This is a genomic window from Symbiopectobacterium sp. Eva_TO (assembly GCF_053848865.1).
Window position 1 is genome coordinate 1,005,991 of sequence record NZ_JBSPEY010000004.1, and the last position, 17,749, is coordinate 1,023,739.

The 17,749-nt window shown below is 52.4% G+C and carries 15 protein-coding genes and 7 pseudogenes; 10 read left to right on the forward strand and 12 right to left on the reverse strand.

Going from position 1 to position 17,749, the window contains the following annotated elements:
- The first annotated feature begins 39 nt into the window (after nt 1-39).
- The 4 genes and pseudogenes from pqiA to ACWWJF_RS07180 all read left to right on the forward strand — a co-directional run.
- On the forward strand, nt 40-1,278 hold the full coding sequence (gene pqiA / locus ACWWJF_RS07165) for a membrane integrity-associated transporter subunit PqiA (RefSeq protein ID WP_455870979.1): 1,239 nt from the start codon (nt 40-42) through the stop codon (nt 1,276-1,278).
- Nucleotides 1,265-2,914, forward strand: coding sequence for an intermembrane transport protein PqiB (pqiB, locus tag ACWWJF_RS07170; protein ID WP_455869064.1), 1,650 nt, complete (start codon nt 1,265-1,267; stop codon nt 2,912-2,914). The genes pqiA and pqiB overlap by 14 nt, the downstream gene beginning before the upstream one ends.
- A complete protein-coding gene (gene pqiC / locus ACWWJF_RS07175; RefSeq protein WP_455869065.1) occupies nt 2,911-3,474 on the forward strand; it encodes a membrane integrity-associated transporter subunit PqiC in 564 nt (187 codons plus the stop codon). Before pqiB ends, pqiC begins: the two co-directional genes overlap by 4 nt.
- Nucleotides 3,475-3,708: 234 nt before the next feature.
- Nucleotides 3,709-4,173 (forward strand): annotated as a pseudogene (locus tag ACWWJF_RS07180) (MurR/RpiR family transcriptional regulator); the annotation flags it as partial.
- A gap of 155 nt (nt 4,174-4,328) precedes the next feature.
- On the opposite strand, the gene ACWWJF_RS07185 reads toward ACWWJF_RS07180, so the two are convergent.
- Entirely contained in the window at nt 4,329-4,493 is a 165-nt protein-coding gene (locus tag ACWWJF_RS07185; protein ID WP_455869066.1) for an excisionase, read from the reverse strand.
- A 220-nt stretch (nt 4,494-4,713) separates the two neighbouring features.
- Between ACWWJF_RS07185 and ACWWJF_RS07190 the strand changes: the two genes are divergently transcribed.
- Both ACWWJF_RS07190 and ACWWJF_RS07195 read left to right on the forward strand, forming a co-directional pair.
- A protein-coding gene (locus tag ACWWJF_RS07190) for an IS3 family transposase (protein ID WP_455869067.1) occupies nt 4,714-5,882 on the forward strand; the annotation gives its coding sequence in 2 pieces (ribosomal slippage) (nt 4,714-4,969 and nt 4,969-5,882; 1,170 coding nt in all).
- 94 nt (nt 5,883-5,976) lie between these two features.
- Nucleotides 5,977-6,556, forward strand: a pseudogene (locus ACWWJF_RS07195) (substrate binding domain-containing protein); the annotation flags it as partial.
- Nucleotides 6,557-6,564: 8 nt separating this feature from the next.
- Here ACWWJF_RS07195 and ACWWJF_RS07200 read toward each other — a convergent pair.
- Both ACWWJF_RS07200 and ACWWJF_RS07205 read right to left on the reverse strand, forming a co-directional pair.
- Nucleotides 6,565-7,488 carry a LysR family transcriptional regulator gene (locus ACWWJF_RS07200; RefSeq protein ID WP_455870980.1) on the reverse strand — a complete coding sequence of 308 codons (924 nt, stop codon included), beginning with the start codon at nt 7,486-7,488 and terminating at the stop codon, nt 6,565-6,567.
- A gap of 221 nt (nt 7,489-7,709) precedes the next feature.
- Nucleotides 7,710-7,844, reverse strand: a complete 135-nt coding sequence (locus ACWWJF_RS07205) for a hypothetical protein (protein ID WP_455869068.1) — start codon at nt 7,842-7,844, stop codon at nt 7,710-7,712.
- A 97-nt stretch (nt 7,845-7,941) separates the two neighbouring features.
- Between ACWWJF_RS07205 and ACWWJF_RS07210 the strand changes: the two are divergent.
- Nucleotides 7,942-8,898: pseudogene (locus ACWWJF_RS07210) on the forward strand (ABC transporter substrate-binding protein); the annotation flags it as partial.
- Here ACWWJF_RS07210 and ACWWJF_RS07215 read toward each other — a convergent pair.
- The 6 genes and pseudogenes from ACWWJF_RS07215 to ACWWJF_RS07240 form a co-directional block, all read right to left on the reverse strand.
- Nucleotides 8,899-9,015 (reverse strand): annotated as a pseudogene (locus ACWWJF_RS07215) (IS5/IS1182 family transposase); the annotation flags it as partial.
- Between the two features lie 37 nt (nt 9,016-9,052).
- Nucleotides 9,053-10,260 (reverse strand): IS3 family transposase gene (locus tag ACWWJF_RS07220; RefSeq protein WP_455870981.1). Its coding sequence is split into 2 segments (ribosomal slippage): nt 9,053-9,939 and nt 9,939-10,260, totalling 1,209 coding nucleotides; the frame shifts between segments, so codons are not numbered across the junction.
- A gap of 91 nt (nt 10,261-10,351) precedes the next feature.
- A pseudogene (locus ACWWJF_RS07225) lies at nt 10,352-10,669 on the reverse strand (transposase); the annotation flags it as partial.
- Nucleotides 10,669-11,837 (reverse strand): IS3 family transposase gene (locus ACWWJF_RS07230; RefSeq protein ID WP_455868400.1). Its coding sequence is split into 2 segments (ribosomal slippage): nt 10,669-11,582 and nt 11,582-11,837, totalling 1,170 coding nucleotides; the frame shifts between segments, so codons are not numbered across the junction. The gene ACWWJF_RS07230 and the pseudogene ACWWJF_RS07225, both read right to left, overlap by 1 nt.
- Before the next feature lie 128 nt (nt 11,838-11,965).
- Nucleotides 11,966-12,810, reverse strand: a protein-coding gene (locus tag ACWWJF_RS07235; RefSeq protein ID WP_455869069.1) for an IS5 family transposase whose coding sequence is annotated in 2 segments (ribosomal slippage) — nt 11,966-12,465 and nt 12,465-12,810 — 846 coding nt in all. Because the reading frame shifts where the segments join, the coding sequence is not laid out codon by codon here.
- 59 nt (nt 12,811-12,869) lie between these two features.
- Nucleotides 12,870-13,076, reverse strand: a complete 207-nt coding sequence (locus tag ACWWJF_RS07240; RefSeq protein ID WP_455869070.1) for a YbfA family protein — start codon at nt 13,074-13,076, stop codon at nt 12,870-12,872.
- 295 nt (nt 13,077-13,371) lie between these two features.
- Here ACWWJF_RS07240 and ACWWJF_RS07245 point away from each other — a divergent pair, with 295 nt between their 5' ends.
- Both ACWWJF_RS07245 and kdpE read left to right on the forward strand, forming a co-directional pair.
- Nucleotides 13,372-14,412, forward strand: coding sequence for an IS481 family transposase (locus ACWWJF_RS07245; protein WP_455869071.1), 1,041 nt, complete (start codon nt 13,372-13,374; stop codon nt 14,410-14,412).
- Between the two features lie 251 nt (nt 14,413-14,663).
- Complete coding sequence (gene kdpE, locus ACWWJF_RS07250; protein ID WP_455870982.1) at nt 14,664-15,347, forward strand: two-component system response regulator KdpE; 684 nt, start codon at nt 14,664-14,666, stop codon at nt 15,345-15,347.
- 60 nt (nt 15,348-15,407) lie between these two features.
- Here the strand turns inward: kdpE and ACWWJF_RS07255 are convergent.
- Nucleotides 15,408-16,124, reverse strand: a pseudogene (locus ACWWJF_RS07255) (IS5 family transposase); the annotation flags it as partial.
- Between the two features lie 79 nt (nt 16,125-16,203).
- On the opposite strand from ACWWJF_RS07255, the gene ACWWJF_RS07260 reads away from it, so the two are divergent.
- The gene (locus ACWWJF_RS07260; RefSeq protein ID WP_455869072.1) at nt 16,204-16,443 is read left to right on the forward strand and encodes a hypothetical protein; all 240 of its coding nucleotides are present in this window, start codon (nt 16,204-16,206) and stop codon (nt 16,441-16,443) included.
- Here the strand turns inward: ACWWJF_RS07260 and ACWWJF_RS07265 are convergent.
- Nucleotides 16,390-17,394: an IS110 family RNA-guided transposase gene (locus ACWWJF_RS07265; RefSeq protein ID WP_455870964.1), complete on the reverse strand. Its 1,005-nt coding sequence runs from the start codon at nt 17,392-17,394 to the stop codon at nt 16,390-16,392. The genes ACWWJF_RS07260 and ACWWJF_RS07265 overlap by 54 nt on opposite strands.
- A 67-nt stretch (nt 17,395-17,461) precedes the next feature.
- Nucleotides 17,462-17,665 (reverse strand): annotated as a pseudogene (locus ACWWJF_RS07270) (transposase); the annotation flags it as partial.
- Nucleotides 17,666-17,749: the final 84 nt, after the last annotated feature.

Sequence of the window (17,749 nt, forward strand, 5' to 3'; positions counted from 1 at the left end):
CGGAGCGTGTGCAATCATAATGCAAGGCATGACGACTACATGTTGTGCCCCCAGTGCGACATGCTGGTGGAATTACCCTCCCTGATGCATGGGCAAAAGGCGGTGTGTCCGCGCTGTAAATCAACCTTGGCCAACCGCCAGAATCAGGCGCGCCAGCGCTCCATTGGTTTTGCCTTCAGCTCCTTGCTGATGCTGGCATTGGCGAACGCTTTTCCTTTTGTTTATATGCGCGTGGCGGGCATTACCAGTGAGATCTCACTGTTTGAGATCCCGCAGGTGATGGTGTCCGATAATTACGCCAGCGTCGCCTTTCTGTTTATGCTGTTTGTTCAAGTGATCCCGGCGATTTCCATGGTGATGGTTATCCTGTTGTCGCTGCACTCCTCCTTGTCAGCACAGATAAAACGGCTGATGGCAACCTGGCTCTTCTGGCTAAAAAGCTGGGGAATGGCCGAAATTTTTCTCGCTGGCGTGCTGGTGAGCTTTGTGAAGCTGATGTCTTATGGTGAAATTGGCGTCGGCACTGGTTTTGTGCCCTATGTACTGTTTTGTTTGCTGCAACTACTGGCCTATCAAAGTCTGGATCGGCGCAGCGTGTGGAATGACGTAGCGCCTGCTCCACCGTTACCCTTTGCACCGCAGACCGGACGATCGGGTTTGGCACAAGGGCTGCGCTCCTGCACCTGCTGTACGGCGATATTGCCTGCCGATCAGTGGGAATGTCCGCGTTGTCATTGCCACGGCCATGTGCGACGTAAAAACAGCCTGCAATGGACGCTGGCGCTGCTTTTAACCTCCGTGCTGCTTTATGTTCCCTCGAACCTGCTGCCGATTATGATCACCGAAGCGTTGGGGAGTAGTGAAACCTCCACCATTATGTCGGGGGTGATTCTGCTGTGGGGGATGGGGTCTTATCCGGTGGCGCTGGTGATCTTCATTGCCAGTATTATGGTGCCATCGCTTAAAATGCTGGCGCTGGCGTGGTTGTGTTGGAGTGCGGCGGGTAATGGACGTCAGGACAATGAACGTCTGCACGTGGTATATGAAATGGTGGAATTTGTCGGTCGCTGGTCGATGATCGACGTATTTGTCATTGCTGTACTGTCTGCCATGGTGCGCATCGGCCAGTTAATGAGTGTATACCCGGCAATCGGCGCGGTGTTGTTCGCGCTGGTGGTCATTTTGACCATGTTTGCCGCCATGACGTTTGATCCCCGTTTGTTGTGGGATCGCCAGCGTGATAATGATCAAGAGGGATCAGCCATTGGCGAAAAATAATTATTCTGTCGCAAACGTAGAAGCGATTAAACGCTGGTCGCCCGTATGGATTGTGCCCATTGTGACGGTGCTGATCGGAGCCTGGATTTTATTTTACCATTTCAGTCACCTGGGGCCGCAGATCACGCTAACGACACAGAGTGCTGAAGGGATTGTGGCCGGTAAGACCACCATCAAAAGCCGCAGTGTGGACGTCGGCGTGGTGGAAAGCGTGGTGTTGAGTGACGACCTGCGCCAGGTGGAGATTGTGGCTCGCTTGCATTCTGGTATGGGCAAGTTGTTGCGCCATGATTCTGTGTTCTGGGTGGTGAAGCCGCAAATTGGACGAGAAGGGGTTTCCGGGCTAGGTACCCTGCTGTCCGGCGCATTTATTGAACTTCAGCCGGGGATGTGCGGTGAAGCGCGCAGTGAATTTGCGTTGCTGGATTCGCCACCGCTGGCACAACCGCATGCCAAAGGGATTCGCATTTTGCTCGACAGCGAACGTTCTGGCCAACTGAACGCTGGCGATCCAGTGCTGTTTCGTGGCTACCGCGTCGGTTCGGTTGAAACCAGCGAGTTCGATACCAAGGCGCGCCAAATGCGCTATCAGCTGTTTATTACCGCGCCTTACGACAGTCTGGTGACTAGCAATGTCCGTTTCTGGAAAGACAGCGGCGTGACGCTGGATATGTCAGCGCAGGGGATGCGGGTAGAAATGGGATCGTTGACCACCTTGTTCAGCGGCGGTGTTAGCTTTGACGTGCCGACCGGTTGGGATCTGGGTGAACGCGTGCAAGATCGTGCGCAATATCAGCTGTTTGATAACGAACGCAGTATTCAGGATTCGCTCTACACGGAGTACAAAGAATATGTGATGTTCTTTGATGAATCCATCCGTGGATTGCAGGTGGGGGCACCGGTGGAATTCCGTGGCATCCGTCTGGGAACCGTCGCCCAAGCGCCGCTGGTGACGACCAACTTCAAGCAGGATATAAACATGGAGTATCGCATTCCGGTGCTGATCCACGTTGAACCTGCACGTTTTGAAAAGATCATCGGTAAGCAGTTTGATTACCAGAAACAACTCGCCGACGCACAGACTATGGGGCTGCGTGCCTCATTGAAAACGGCCAACCTGCTGACTGGCGCCTTGTTTATCGATCTCGATTTTTACCCGAAAGCACGTGGTAACAGTACAGGACCGCTGCGTGTGGTTGATGGGTATCCGGTGTTGCCAACCATGGGCGGCGGTTTGTCGCAAATCCAGCAAAAACTGATGGCGGTGTTGGATAAGATCAACGACCTGCCGTTAACGCCAATGGTGAGCGAAGCGACCAAAACGCTGGTAGAGAGCCAGTCAACGCTACGTGAGTTGAAAAAGACGCTCGCTTCGTTAAACCAGATAGCTTCCAGCAAGGCGATGCAATCGCTGCCGCAGGACATGCAGCAAACGCTACAGGAGCTGAACCGCAGTATGCAAGGGTTACAGCCTGGCTCGCCGGCCTATAACCGATTGGTGGCAAACATGCAGCGTTTGGATCAGGTGTTAAGGGAGTTGCAGCCGGTACTGCGCACGCTGAATGATAAAAGCAATGCACTGATCTTCCAGGCGCCTGAGAGCGAAGATCCCCAACCGAAGAGGGCGAAACCATGAGTAAAGGATGGCTGGTGGCAATGGCGTTGTTGTTGAGTGCATGCAGCAGTACAACGCCAAAAACCTATTACCAACTGCCGCAACCGTCTGTGGCGACTGCGGGTAAAACGGATCTCACCGCGGCCCGCACGCTGTGGCTTTCCCACGTTGCGTTGGCGGATTATCTCAGTACGTCGGGCTTGGTTTACCAGACCAATGATGTGCGTTATATCATTGCCAGCAATAACCTGTGGGCCAGCCCGTTGGAGCAGCAGTTGCAACAGACGCTGCAAAGCAGCCTGAATGCCGGGCTGCCGGGCTGGACGGTAAGTTCGCAACCCTTAGGGGCTGCACCCTCAGAGCTGGCTATTACCGTGAAAGCTTTCCACGGCCGTTACGACGGAAAAGCTGTGGTGCAAGGGGAGTGGACCTTGCAACGCGGCGATCGACTGCTGCGCCAGCCGTTCAATCTGGCGCTGCCAGTCAATGACGATGGTTATGATGCGTTGGTGACAACGCTGGCACAAGGTTGGCAGCAGGTTGCTCAATCCATCGCCGCGCAGATTCAACGCAGCGAGTAGTTGGCAGCTATAGGAAACACTTATCTAACATTATGTAATTTAACTATTTATCACTTATTGTCTGGCACTGTTTTTATGCATTTGCTTGCACGCAGTGCGCCATGATGGCGCACTGCACCTTTCTAAATACCCCCAAGAAACATCTTCTTAATAAATATCAATCGGTTATTTTTTGGCACAGATACTGCAATGTTAATCGCATAACATTATGATTGCGAATGACAGGGCACTAACATGCAGCAAGATGACGCCAATTCCGCTAACCCTGACGCCAATGTGCGTATTGATCTTGTCGCACGTATCGAAGCGTCATTCAGTCAGCAGACCCCCAGCGGTAAGCGTGTTGCTGGTTGGTTGCTGAATAATCTGACACAGATACCGTTTGAATCGGCGGATAGCATCGCTGGTTATACCGGCACGACGGGAATTACCGTGGGCCGCTATCTGCGCAAGCTGGGTTATCGCAATCTGGAGGATGTCAAAGCGAGTCTGCGTGCCGATGCGCTGGCTCCTTACCGCCCTTGGGGCGTTACTGACCGCCTGGATGCCTGGCAGCAGCAGCGTACCCTCTCGAATCGTCTCAGCCCCTCTCTGCGTCTGGAGGTTGATGCCATTCAGGACGTCTATCGTCTGGCGCAAACGGAGACTTTCGCGCGCATTATTCAGCAACTGGCCGAGGCAGAAGCGGTGTTTATTCTCAGCACCTAATTAATTCCTCTTCTGATTGATATAAAAAGATTAATTTATTAGTGGTGGATTTTATGCCCACATTTATGCCCGCATCGTCTGAAAATCCTGTTCGAATTATTAGCAAAATCCGCCGAGAACCATCGCCCAGTGCGGGCGGGGAGCAGTCACTTCGACTCCTGTGATGGTAATTTATTGTACATGGCTTTCCAGTCCTTGTAATCCCGGTATTCCCAGCGCGACCATCTGCCGATTTTTTTCGGTGGAGGCAGGCGACCGGCTTTGATTTGCTCATAGAAAAATGTCTTGCCGAATTTTGAATCCTGCATCATGAACTTCAGATCAACAAAAGAGTCATCGCGTATTTCCATTGTTTCCTCACTTAGCCCGTGTCACTACAGTCGCCCCAGATTTCCGCACCGCCTCGCACACTCTGACGTAGTAGCGCTGTAGCGTCTCACCTTTGCCTGGAGCCGGTATGTAGTGGCACACTGATACTGGCCACCTGATCGGAGGTGATATGCTCACCTCATCAACACGACAGGTGACCTCATGGGTAAACATTTTACGGCGGAATTTAAGCTCGAAGCCGCAAAGCTGGTTGTCGACCACGGCTACACATACGTTAAGGCCGCAGAGGCGGTTAATGTCAGCCATTCTGCCATTAGTCGCTGGGTCAATAAGCTTCGCCTTGAACGACAGGGAAAAACGCCAACGGGACTTCCTCTTACCCCTGAACAGCTCGAGCTGCGTGAGATGAAGAAAAAAGTCCAATGCCTTGAAATGGAGAACGAAATCCTAAAAAAGGCTACGGCGCTCTTAATGTCGGACTCACTCAACGGTTCACGGTAGTCGACAGGCTGAGGGCGCGATACCCGGTCACGGCGTTGTGCCAAACTTTTGAGGTACATCGCAGCAGCTACAGGCACTGGCAGGCTTCCGCTAATGAACCCGACGGTGAGCGCGTGGTTAAGTGTAGTCGCGTCATGGAAGCCTGGAACGCCAGCGGCGGCTCTGCCGGCGCTCGAAGTATCGCGACCATCGTCACCGGCAGCTCTGGTGTCAAAATGGGGCGCTGGCTGGCTGGCAAGCTGATGAAGGAGCTGGGTATCGCCAGCTGCCAGCGACCGGCTCACAAATACAAACGCGGCGGCAATGAACACGTTGAAATACCGAACTATCTCAACCGCCAGTTCGCGGTTACCGCGCCGGATCAGGTCTGGTGCGGCGATGTGACCTACATCTGGACGGGCAAATGCTGGGCTTACCTTGCGGTGGTGCTAGACCTGTTCGCCCGCAAACCGGTGGGCTGGGCCATGTCGACGTCGCTGGACTCGGCGCTGACAGTTAAAGCGTTGCAGATGGCCTGGGAACTCCGGGGACAACCAACAGGAGTCATGTTCCACAGCGACCAGGGCAGCCACTATACCAGCCGTCAATACCGGCAAGCCCTGTGGCGCTGCCGGATAAAGCAGAGTATGAGTCGGCGGGGTAACTGCTGGGATAATGCGCCAATGGAGCGGTTCTTCCGCAGCCTGAAGACAGAATGGGTGCCGACAAAGGGTTACAACAGCTTCAGCGAAGCCCAGGACGCGATTATCCGCTACATCACGGGGTATTACAGCGCTATCCGGCCTCACTGGTATAACGGCGGCTTAACTCCAAACGAATCTGAGCGACTGTTCTACATACAGTCTAATGCGGTGGCCAATATTAGTTGACCACTACAATGTGAAGTGTATTAGCTCAGACCTGATCTGACAGACACCTGTATAAATAACCGGTAACTGTCAGATCAGGTCTGAGCTAATACAGGTCACGGCATTTTTGCAACGCCATCCGCGCGTGGCGGTGGATATGCAGATGAATAACCGTGCTCAATCTGGTAGAAGATCGCATTGATCTGGCTCTGCGTATCACCAATGCACTCGATCCCAACCTGATTGCTCGCCCGCTCGGCCAGTGTGCCTCCGTGCTGTGCGCTGCGCCCGCTTACCTGGCAAAACAGGGAATGCCGCGTCAATTGAGCGATCTTTCGCTGCACAATTGTCTGACCTACACCTACTTTGGCAAAAGTCTGTGGAATTTTACCCATGAAAATGAGCCGGTTACCGTACCCGTGAGCGGCAATCTGAGCGGCAACGAATCGCTGGTACTGCTATCCAGCGCGCTGGAAGGTGCGGGCATCACGCTGCAACCGCGCTACTCGGTTCAACGCTATCTTGCCAGCGGCGCGTTGGTGCCGCTGCTGACAGAGTACCGACCGCAGGATATGGGGATCTACGGTATCTACGCGTCTCGTCAACATATGCCGCCCGCACTGCGTGCGTTGCTGGACTTCTTGGTGCACTGGTTTGCCCATGAGCCGCGCTGGCAGGCGCTGCAAGCGGAATAGTGAGCCACTCAGCGCACCAGCACCGCCTCCAACTGCTCGGCAATGCCTGCCGTATAGCGCGTTAGATGAGCGATCACGGTATCCACCAGCGCGGAGGCTGGGCGGTGCAGTGGGCGAATCAGGCTGACGGTAAAAGGCACCGCGATGCTGAACGGGCGCACCACCACGCCGGAGGCGGCGTAATCCAAAGCGGTGAGCGGGTTGACGATAGAAATGCCGACACCGGCGCGCACCATGGCGCACACTGATGCTGCACTGTGGGTTTCCAGCACCATATCACGCGCTATCCCGGCGCTATCAAAGAGTTTGTCCAACAGTTGGCGATAGCTATCGCTGCTTGAAAGGCTGATAAATCGCTCATGGCGAAAATCTTCTGGCGTCAGTATCTGACGCGCGGCTAAACGGTGCTGTGTGGGCAGCACGCACACTTCGTTCAACGTCAGCACGGTGTGGCGCTCGGTGCCTGCGGGCGTCACGCTGTTCTCCGTCAACCCCAGATCGTGACGCTGTGCTGATAGCCACTCTTCCAGCAGCGGCGATTCCTGAGGTATGACGTGCAGGCTGAGTGAGGGATAGCTGTCCAGCAACGGTTTGCATACGTTAGGAAGCAGGGACTGAGAAAATACCGGCAGGCAGGCGATAGAAAGCTGTGCCTGTTCAAAACGTCGAATGTCGCGCGCGGCATTGATGATGCGATCCAACCCGTAGTAGGAGCGTTGCACCTCTTCGAACAGTTGCAACCCCTGCGCCGTCGGGTGAAGGCGTCCGCGTACCCGCTCGAACAACGGCATCTGCACCAGATGCTCGAAGCGTGCCAGCTCACGGCTTACGGTGGGTTGCGAGGTATTGAGCAACGCGGCTGCCTCGGTGAGGTTACCGGTGGTCATGACGGCATGAAAAATTTCAATGTGGCGCAGTGAAATGATCGGCATCGTGGCCTCGGTCGTGGTTGCCTCGCTAACCAATATCATAAATGAATAGCTTGGCCGGAATTTATTTATTTTTTCACCAAATGCGGAGGGAATCGCGCTTGGTGGTTGTTCAATCAATCGCGAAGCACATTTTCTGCGGTTAATGTCACATGACGGTAATGTTATCACTGTGGTTCACAGCCTCTGAATGGATGAAGCCATGAGGCTGAACTATCATCGGGTTACTGCGCTTCATGCAGGCGCATTTCACCAGAATTAAACACCGATATCGCGCAATGTGCACCATGACGGGGAATGTCGAGCTTGGTCCGATGGGGATGTTCTCGTCCCTCCTTGCGCTGACATGCGGTTGTCATACACCCGACATATAACTTTCATCCCGCTGTGCTGAATTGGCGTAGTTATTGCTGGCTAAGACCAGCGTCGCGAACCTATGAAATCAGGAGCATCATGATGAAGAAATTGTTGTCTTCCGTGTTAATCAGTAGCGCACTGTTCTCCTCAATCGCTTTTGTTTCCGCCCCGGTGTTGGCACAGGATCTGGCTGCGTTGGAAAAAGCTGCACGGGCTGAAGGCGCGGTAAACAGCGTAGGGATGCCGGACAGTTGGGTCAACTGGAAAGACACCTGGCAGGATCTCTCCACAAAATACGGTTTGAAGCACAGTGATACCGATATGTCTTCCGCGCAGGAAATTGCCAAATTTGCGGCTGAAAAAGAGAATGCCAGTGCCGACATCGGTGACGTAGGCGCTGCGTTTGGACCGATTGCGGCGCAAAAAGGTGTAACCCAGCCCTATAAACCGACCACCTGGGAACAGGTACCTGACTGGGCTAAAGATAAAGATGGACACTGGGCGCTGGCTTATACCGGATCTATCGCCTTTATTATTGATAAACAGCAGGTGAAAGAGATCCCACACAGCTGGGCCGACTTGCTTAAAGGCAATTACGTTGTGACCATTGGTGACGTTAACTCCGCCTCTCAGGCGGTAAGCGGCGTACTGGCAGCCAACTTTGCGCTGGGTGGTGACGAAAAAAACCTGAAACCAGCGTTGGAGTTCTTCGGCAAGCTGGCGAAAGCCGGGCGTCTTGGCGTTACCGATCCGGTGATCTCAAATATCGAAAAAGGGGAAGTGCAGGTTGGTGTGGTGTGGGATTTCAACGGCCTGAACTACCGCGACAAAATCAACAAAGATCGCTTTGAAGTGCTGATCCCTTCCGATGGTTCTGTGATCTCCGGTTATACCACCATCATCAATAAATACGCCAAAAACCCCAACGCGGCCAAGCTGGCGCGTGAGTACATCTTCTCTGATGCCTGACAGATCAATCTGGCGCGTGGCTATGCGCGCCCGATCCGCGCGCAGCACATCACGCTACCAGATGATGTGAAGGCTAGGCTGTGTCCCTTAATTACATAACCTCTGGTAAAACAGGCGGATGAAGCCCAGTTTCAACATTGCCAGATAATTCCTCGCCGTTTTGTCGTAACGTGTCGCAATGCGACGGTATTCTTTCAGACGGCCTGATCTTGACCCACCATCTCCGGACAGCTTTTGTATCTTAAGTTAACGATGCCCGCTGGCGCCGATATTCTCTTGGGGAGTTGTATCCCAGCGCACTGTGCGGATGGTTTTCATTGTAATGATTGAACGCCGCTGCAAGATTCTTCAGCGCTGTTCGCACATCGGGTTTTGGCATGAAGGCGATGTAATCTTCCTTCATCGTCTTCACGAACCGTTCTGCCATGCCGTTACTCTGTGGACGGCTCACTGCTGTTGTGCAGGGCTCCAGATTCAGTTCTCTGGCGAACTTCCGCGTTTCATGCGCTGTGTACGCTGAACCATTATCCGTCAGCCATTGCACTGGTTTATCCGGCAGCGCGCTACCGAAGCGTTTTTCCACCGACCTCAGCATCACATCCTGCACGGTTGAACTGTCATAACCCCTGGTGCTCGCTGCCCAGTCTATGGCCTCCCGGTCGCAGCAGTCCAGTGCGAACGTCACCCGCAGCTTCTCGCCGTTGTCACAACCGAACTCGAAGCCATCTGAGCACCAGCGCATATCGCTCTCTGCTACCGCGATTTTGCCTTTATGCTCCCGCTTCGGACGTTCAGTTTTATCATGCAACAACAGCAGGTTATGCTCGCTCATTATCCTGTAAAGCCGTTTGGCGTTCACCGGTGGAAGTCCCTCTGCACGACGTTGCTTACGCAGGATACCCCACACTCGGCGGTAACCGTAACTGGGCATGTCGCTGATGATACGGAGGATGTCCGATAATATCTCAGCATCAGCTTCGTCATTACGCCGGTTGCTGCGCCTGTTCAGCCAGTCGGCAGAACGGTTAACCCGCAGTGACAGCTGCGCACGCGACACGCTCATGGCGCGGCTGACCAGAGCTATTCCCCGTCCTTTGGCAACAAGGGCGCGTGCGCTATCCATTTTCGCGACTGGCGGTACTCCACTGCTTCTTTGAGGATCTCAACTTCCATCGTCTTCTTACCCAGAAGGCGCTGTAGCTCCCGGACCTGCTTGAGGGCAGTCGCCAGCGCCGAAGCTGGAACCACTTCTTCTGCGGCCGCAACGGCGGTGAGGCTTCCTTCCTGGTATTGCTTCTTCCACTTAAACAAAAGGCTGGGCTGGATGCCATGCAGGCGGGCTACATGGGAGACGTTCATCCCCGGCTCCATTGTCTGCTGAATGATGGCGATTTTCTCTTGCGGAGTTTTACGCTTACGGACTTCTTGCCCTAACAGGATCCCGGTCATTTCAAAATTAGCATGATTGTTAGACATATATCTAAGCCTATCTCTTATCTGGAGATACAGCTACTGTCTGGTGTTACAGGGGGCTACATCATTCTTTCAGACGGCCAAAGCACCGCTCAACAACGTTCCGATTGCGGTAGGCGTCACGATCGAGCTTTGAACGACCATCCACCGCCATTTTTTCAGTGGATTTTCGGGGGATGACAGTTTTTATACCTCTGTTTTTCCGCTCGTTACGTAATACATGCCCGGAGTACGCCTTGTCAGCGAGTACCGCATGACCACGGCGTTTCATACTGCCGTTCTGGCGTGGAACACCAATACCGTCCAAAAGACGTAGTGCAAACTGACTTTCATGAGCCTGACCGGGGCTCAACACGATGTTTAACGGAAGACCACTTGTAGTGGTCAACTAATATTGGCCACCGCATTAGACTGTATGTAGAACAGTCGCTCAGATTCGTTTGGAGTTAAGCCGCCGTTATACCAGTGAGGCCGGATAGCGCTGTAATACCCCGTGATGTAGCGGATAATCGCGTCCTGGGCTTCGCTGAAGCTGTTGTAACCCTTTGTCGGCACCCATTCTGTCTTCAGGCTGCGGAAGAACCGCTCCATTGGCGCATTATCCCAGCAGTTACCCCGCCGACTCATACTCTGCTTTATCCGGCAGCGCCACAGGGCTTGCCGGTATTGACGGCTGGTATAGTGGCTGCCCTGGTCGCTGTGGAACATGACTCCTGTTGGTTGTCCCCGGAGTTCCCAGGCCATCTGCAACGCTTTAACTGTCAGCGCCGAGTCCGGCGACGTCGACATGGCCCAGCCCACCGGTTTGCGGGCGAACAGATCTAGCACCACCGCAAGGTAAGCCCAGCATTTGCCCGTCCAGATGTAGGTCACATCGCCGCACCAGACCTGATCCGGCGCGGTAACCGCGAACTGGCGGTTGAGATAGTTCGGTATTTCAACGTGTTCATTGCCGCCGCGTTTGTATTTGTGAGCCGGTCGCTGGCAGCTGGCGATACCCAGCTCCTTCATCAGCTTGCCAGCCAGCCAGCGCCCCATTTTGACACCGGAGCTGCCGGTGACGATGGTCGCGATACTTCGAGCGCCGGCAGAGCCGCCGCTGGCGTTCCAGGCTTCCATGACGCGGCTACACTTAACCACGCGCTCACCGTCGGGTTCATTAGCGGAAGCCTGCCAGTGTCTGTAGCTGCTGCGATGTACCTCAAAAGTTTGGCACAACGCCGTGACCGGGTATCGCGCCCTCAGCCTGTCGACTACCGTGAACCGTTGAGTGAGTCCGACATTAAGAGCGCCGTAGCCTTTTTTAGGATTTCGTTCTCCATTTCAAGGCATTGGACTTTTTTCTTCATCTCACGCAGCTCGAGCTGTTCAGGGGTAAGAGGAAGTCCCGTTGGCGTTTTTCCCTGTCGTTCAAGGCGAAGCTTATTGACCCAGCGACTAATGGCAGAATGGCTGACATTAACCGCCTCTGCGGCCTTAACGTATGTGTAGCCGTGGTCGACAACCAGCTTTGCGGCTTCGAGCTTAAATTCCGCCGTAAAATGTTTACCCATGAGGTCACCTGTCGTGTTGATGAGGTGAGCATATCACCTCCGCTCAGGTGGCCAGTATCAGTGTGCCACTACAGTAGCGCACAATGATGTTTTTTTACTTACTCGCAGCGCAGCTTAGGCTGTGTCCCTTAATTACATAGCCTCTGGTAAAACAGGCGGATGCAGCCCAGTTTCAACATTGCCAGATAATTCCTCGCCGTTTTGTCGTAACGTGTCGCAATGCGACGGTATTCTTTCAGACGGCCAAAGCACCGCTCAACAACGTTCCGATTGCGGTAGGCGTCACGATCGAGCTTTGAACGACCATCCACCGCCATTTTTTCAGTGGATTTTCGGGGGATGACAGTTTTTATACCTCTGTTTTTCAGCTCGTTACGTAATACATGCCCGGAGTACGCCTTGTCAGCCAGCACCGCATGACCACGGCGTTTCATACTGCCGTTCTGGCGTTGAACACCAATACCGTCCAAAAGACGTAGTGCAAACTGACTTTCATGAGCCTGACCGGGGCTCAACACGATGTTTAACGGAAGACCACTTCCGTCTGTAGCCATATGGATTTTGGTGCCAAAACCACCTCGAGAGCGACCCAGCCCATTATCTCCGGTGATATCGGGATGTTTTTTTGAGCACCGGCAGCACATTTCAGCGCCCTGATATTGCTACCATCCAGCGCAGTCGCTGACCAGTCCACGAGGCCATGGGCATCAAGTGATGAAAGTAACTTATTGAAAATAATGTTAATGACTCCCGATTTTGACCATCGGTTAAAGCGGTTATAAACGGTTTTCCATGGGCCGTATCGCTCAGGTAAATCACGCCATGGGGCACCAGAGCACAGCACCCAGAACATGCCATTGATAATCATGCGATGCTCAGCCCATGGGCGTCCGGCCTGTGGTGTTGCTGGTTCAGCAGGGAGTAAGGGCTGGATGATAGCCCATGCTTCATCGGGAAGGTCGTAGCGAGCCATAGTTCAAAATGATGTAGAAACAAATAGTTAGTATAACTCATGGGATTAAGGGACACAGCCTAGAAAAAATCACCGGCTGCCGCTTCTGATTGCGCCATCCAGACCGGCTGATCGCTGGTTTTCAACCAAACACGGTGCAGATAGCTGTAAAAGTGGGCGCGATCGGTACGAAACAGCATCACAGGCAACGCCAGTAAACCGAAAGCAACAACAGCAACGCGACGCAGGAGAACGCGATACAAGGGATAAGCAGTATAAATCGACATAGCGATCCTCCTTCATCAGTGAGCAGCCACTGCAACGATATTGCTCACAAAATCAACACAACGATGAATAACTGCTCAAAATAGTACCGCTTTTACTGAAACTTTACTACTCATCGGACCAGAAAAAGATCGTGTTTTCGTCATTTTTCCCGAATATTCTGTTATTGAGTTACAAAATGGTTAATGAATTACATGTATTAGTCGCGACTTGATCTGACACTGGACCTTGAAAGGTTGAGAGTTACCGGTTTTGATATGGGTGTCGAATCCTTATACAAAACACGAGGTAACTCTCATGCTTCATACTAACAATCCCATCATCAAACACAAAGCCGGCCTGCTCAATCTCGCCGAAGAACTCGGTAACGTATCAAAAGCCTGTAAAATCATGGGGGTGTCACGCGACACGTTTTATCGCTATCAGGAACTGGCGGCAGAAGGCGGCATTGACGCTCTGGTTAACCAAAACCGCCGGGTTCCCAACCTGAAAAACCGTGCTGATGAAGCCACTGAACGTGCGGTTGTTGATTACGCCATTGAGTTCCCGGCTCATGGCCAGCACCGGACCAGTAATGAGCTGCGTAAAAAAGGCGTCTTCATTTCTGGCAGCGGTGTGCGCTCCATCTGGCAACGACACGATCTGGAAAACTTTCGTAAGCGCCTGAAGGCACTTGAGGAAAAAGTTGCCAGAGAAGGCATCGTACTTACTGATGCTCAAATCGCTGCACTGGAGAAGAAGGCGCACGACGACGAAGCCTGTGGTGAAATAGAGACTGCTCACCCGGGTTATCTGGGGTCGCAGGACACCTTCTACGTGGGTAATCTGAAAGGTGTTGGCCGTATCTACCAGCAGACGTTCGTGGATACGTACTCGAAAGTGGCGCACTGCAAGCTTTACACGAGTAAAGCACCGATCTCTGCCGCCGACCTGCTCAATGATCGCGTGCTGCCGTTCTACGAAGCTCAGGAGCTGCCAATGCTAAGAATACTGACGGACAGGGGGACGGAGTACTGCGGTAAAGTGGAACAACATGACTATCAGCTGTACTTGGCTATCAACGATATAGACCATACGAAAACGAAAGCGATGTCTCCGCAGACAAACGGTATCTGCGAGCGCTTCCATAAAACTATTTTGCAGGATTTTTATCAGGTTGCGTTCCGTAAGACGTTATACGAGGACCTAGAAAGTCTACAAAAGGATCTGGACAACTGGTTGTGGCATTACAATAATGAGCGAACTCATCAGGGTAAAATGTGCTGCGGGCGTACGCCAATGGCCACGTTACTTGATGGTAAACGAGTCTGGGCAGAAAAAAATCTGAACCAGATTTAATCTGACAGACACCTGTATAAATAACCGGTAACTGTCAGATCAGGTCTGAGCTAATACAAATTACATTTAATGTATAAATCAATGTTGCGTTTATTGGTTCTTTTTCCGCTCCTGCTGCCCTGCTCTCTTTCCATCATCCGAAAGGCTTTTGTCGCAAACACGCAGAAATATATGATAGCGTCATAAAGTATCATTTAACGTCGTGCAGACGGATCAACACCCGCAGCAATCAGACAGAAGGAGTAGATGCCCTGCTATCCGCCAGCGTTTTGATCATAGAAGATGAAAAAGAGATCCAGCGCTTTGTACGCAGCGCACTGGAAAGCGAAGGGCTACGCGTTTTTGATTCGCAGACCTTGCAACGTGGCCTGCTGGAAACTGCTACCCGCAAGCCTGATCTGGTGATTCTCGATCTCGGATTACCTGACGGTGATGGCACCCTTTACCTCCGCGACGTTCGCCAGTGGAGCAGCGTGCCGATTATTGTGTTGTCCGCGCGCAGTGATGAACGGGATAAAATCGACGCTCTGGATGCGGGTGCTGATGATTATCTCGCCAAGCCGTTCGGGATTGGCGAGTTACTGGCCCGTGTGCGCGTTGCTCTGCGCCGCCACGGCGCTAACTCGATGGAAAGCCCGGTGGTGACATTCGGCAACATTACTGTTGATCTCAGCCAGCGTTTAGTCAGCCGAGACAGCGAAACACTGCATCTGACGCCTACGGAATTCAAACTGTTGGCACTGCTGCTGGCGAATGCGGGCAAAGTGCTGACGCAGCGCCAACTGCTGGTACATGTTTGGGGACCCAACGCAGTGGAAAGTAGCCATTATCTTCGCATCTATATGGGACACCTGCGACAAAAGCTGGAAAGCGACCCCACACGGCCTCGTCACTTTATCACCGAAACCGCTGTAGGTTACCGTTTTATGCCTTGAGCTACCGTAGGCTTTGTTGAATAAATCAGAACTTGTAACGACTGTGCCCCAGGTCGATTGTTACGTGATGCGAATACTGTTCGGCATTCCTAATAGCGTGATCCGGTTAAGCGCTTTGACCATCGCCATGGCTTCACCCACCTGAGCATCGTAGTCACGCAGACTTAGATGACCACCCAGAAGCGTTTTGAACCGGAACATGGCCGTTTCAGCCACTGAGCGTCGGTGATAGCCCACTTTCTTTTTCCAGGTATCGTTGCTGCCGCTCAGGCGCTGATTTGCAACAGCGTGGTTACGCTCGTGGTAGTGGTCCGGCCAATATTGCGCCCCCCTTCGCGGCGGGATAAGCGGCCTTATTTTCTTCCTCAGCAGAGCATCATGGCAGTAACCTGTATCGTAAGCGCCGTCAGCCGATGCCTCTCTGATTTTCCGGTGGGTCTGGTTTATCAGTGCCGGTAGAGCCTGGGCATCAGTCGTACCACTGAGCGACAAATCCGCACAGATAATCTCATGCGTCGCACTGTCTACTGCCAGATGCAGCTTACGCCACACCCTGCGTCTGTCGGCACCATGCTGCCGGACTTTCCATTCGCCTTCGCCAAAGACCTTCAGGCCGGTTCCATCAATGACCAGATGTGAGATTTCACCACGGGTTGGCGTTTTTATGCTGATGTTCACTGTCTTTGCTCGCTTGCTGAGCAGCGAATAGTCTGGACAATGCAGCGACAATTTAATCAGTTTAAAAATCGAGTCAACAAAACCCTGTAAAGCCCTCAATGAATCTATGGTCACCCCCATTTTTGCAACACTGATCTTTGATTAATGGTGGGCTTGCTTAAATCTATCCGGCGTCTTTATGGCCAAGGATGCCCGCGCCACGATGAGTTTCGCACCTGATATTCCTAAAAAGGCCATCGGCTTCATTGAGCCATTTTCATTTTTTGTTTTTATATCAGGCCGTCAGGCCGTTCATGTCATCAATAATCAGTCTTCGCAAAACCAGATGGGTAACTTCGTTAAATTGCTGACTGTTATACCAGCATTACTGTTCAAACACGGTATTTCGTGTCGTTATTGCCCAAGCTATTCGAGCTAATTTATTTGCTAATGCACAGCACACAACGCAAGAATGTTTCCTGCCCAACTGAGACCTTACCCAATCAGCTAATCTCCCTGATTGATGGTCAATTCTTAGGATAAATACCCGCGCACATTGAACAAGCAATCGGCGAAGGTTTTTATCTCCACGCTTGCTAATACCCAGCAGAGTATTCTTCCCTCCAGTACTGTATTGGCGGGGTACAAGACCGGTGGAAGCGGCAAAATTACGACTGTTTTCATATTGCTTGCCATCGCCTAACTGTGATGACAAAACGCTGGCTGTTATCGGTCCAACACCAGGGATGGTCATTAAATGCTGGCCAGTTTCATCTAGAGAGAGTGCCTGCCCAAGTTCTCTTTCGAGCTCTGCTATCTGCCCAACCAAATATTGGTAATGATCGTGTAATCGAAGCAGCAACTGTGCCAGATAAGGTGGCAAGTCATTATCAGCCAGAACAGCTGAAAGCCTTTTGATTACGGCAATACCTTTCGGCATGCTGATACCAAACTCCAGTAAAAAAGCATGCATTTGGTTAGTCGTTTTAACGTTGTCTCTGACCAACGACTCCCTGACCCGATGCAAGGCTCGCATAGCCTGTTGAGCCTCAGTTCTTGGCTGCACAAACCGCATGGAAGGGCGTGATCCGGCTTCGCATATTGCTTCGGCATCAACGAAATCGTTCTTGTTGCTCTTGACAAAAGGGCGGACAAACTGCGGAGAGATCAACTTTACTTCATGCCCCAGCTCACTGATCCGACGAGCCATAAAATGGGCACCGGCGCAGGCTTCCATTACAACGGTAGTAGGTGTACACGTAGCCAGAAACTCGATGAGTTTGGTGCGGGTAAACTTTTTCCGCAGTAATGCCTTGCCTGATTTATCCTGACAATGAATGTGAAAAGAATGTTTGCCGAGATCGATACCAATAAGCGTGACGTTTTGCATGATGGCCTTCTCCATAAAGAAACACCCTGTCAGCGTACCGCTCACAGGGTGGGGGTGACCATCTCATTAGGCCAAACACGCGTTTCATCATCAGGACTGTGGTGATGGCCATATCTGAGTAGTGGAGCGGTCGTCCACGCCGTTCAGTAGTCGTTTTTTCCGTCCATGCAGCAATGGCTTATTCATCTAGCCATACGGTTAGAGAACCGCGCTGCTTGAGGGCCTTGTTATAGGAGGGCCAGTTAGTGATTTTAAAATTTTGTTTTGCCATGGAGACCTGATGTTGAAACAACTATGGTGATCTGATCCGATGATTACCCAAACTTTCTATTTATTCAACAAAGCCGCGGTAATG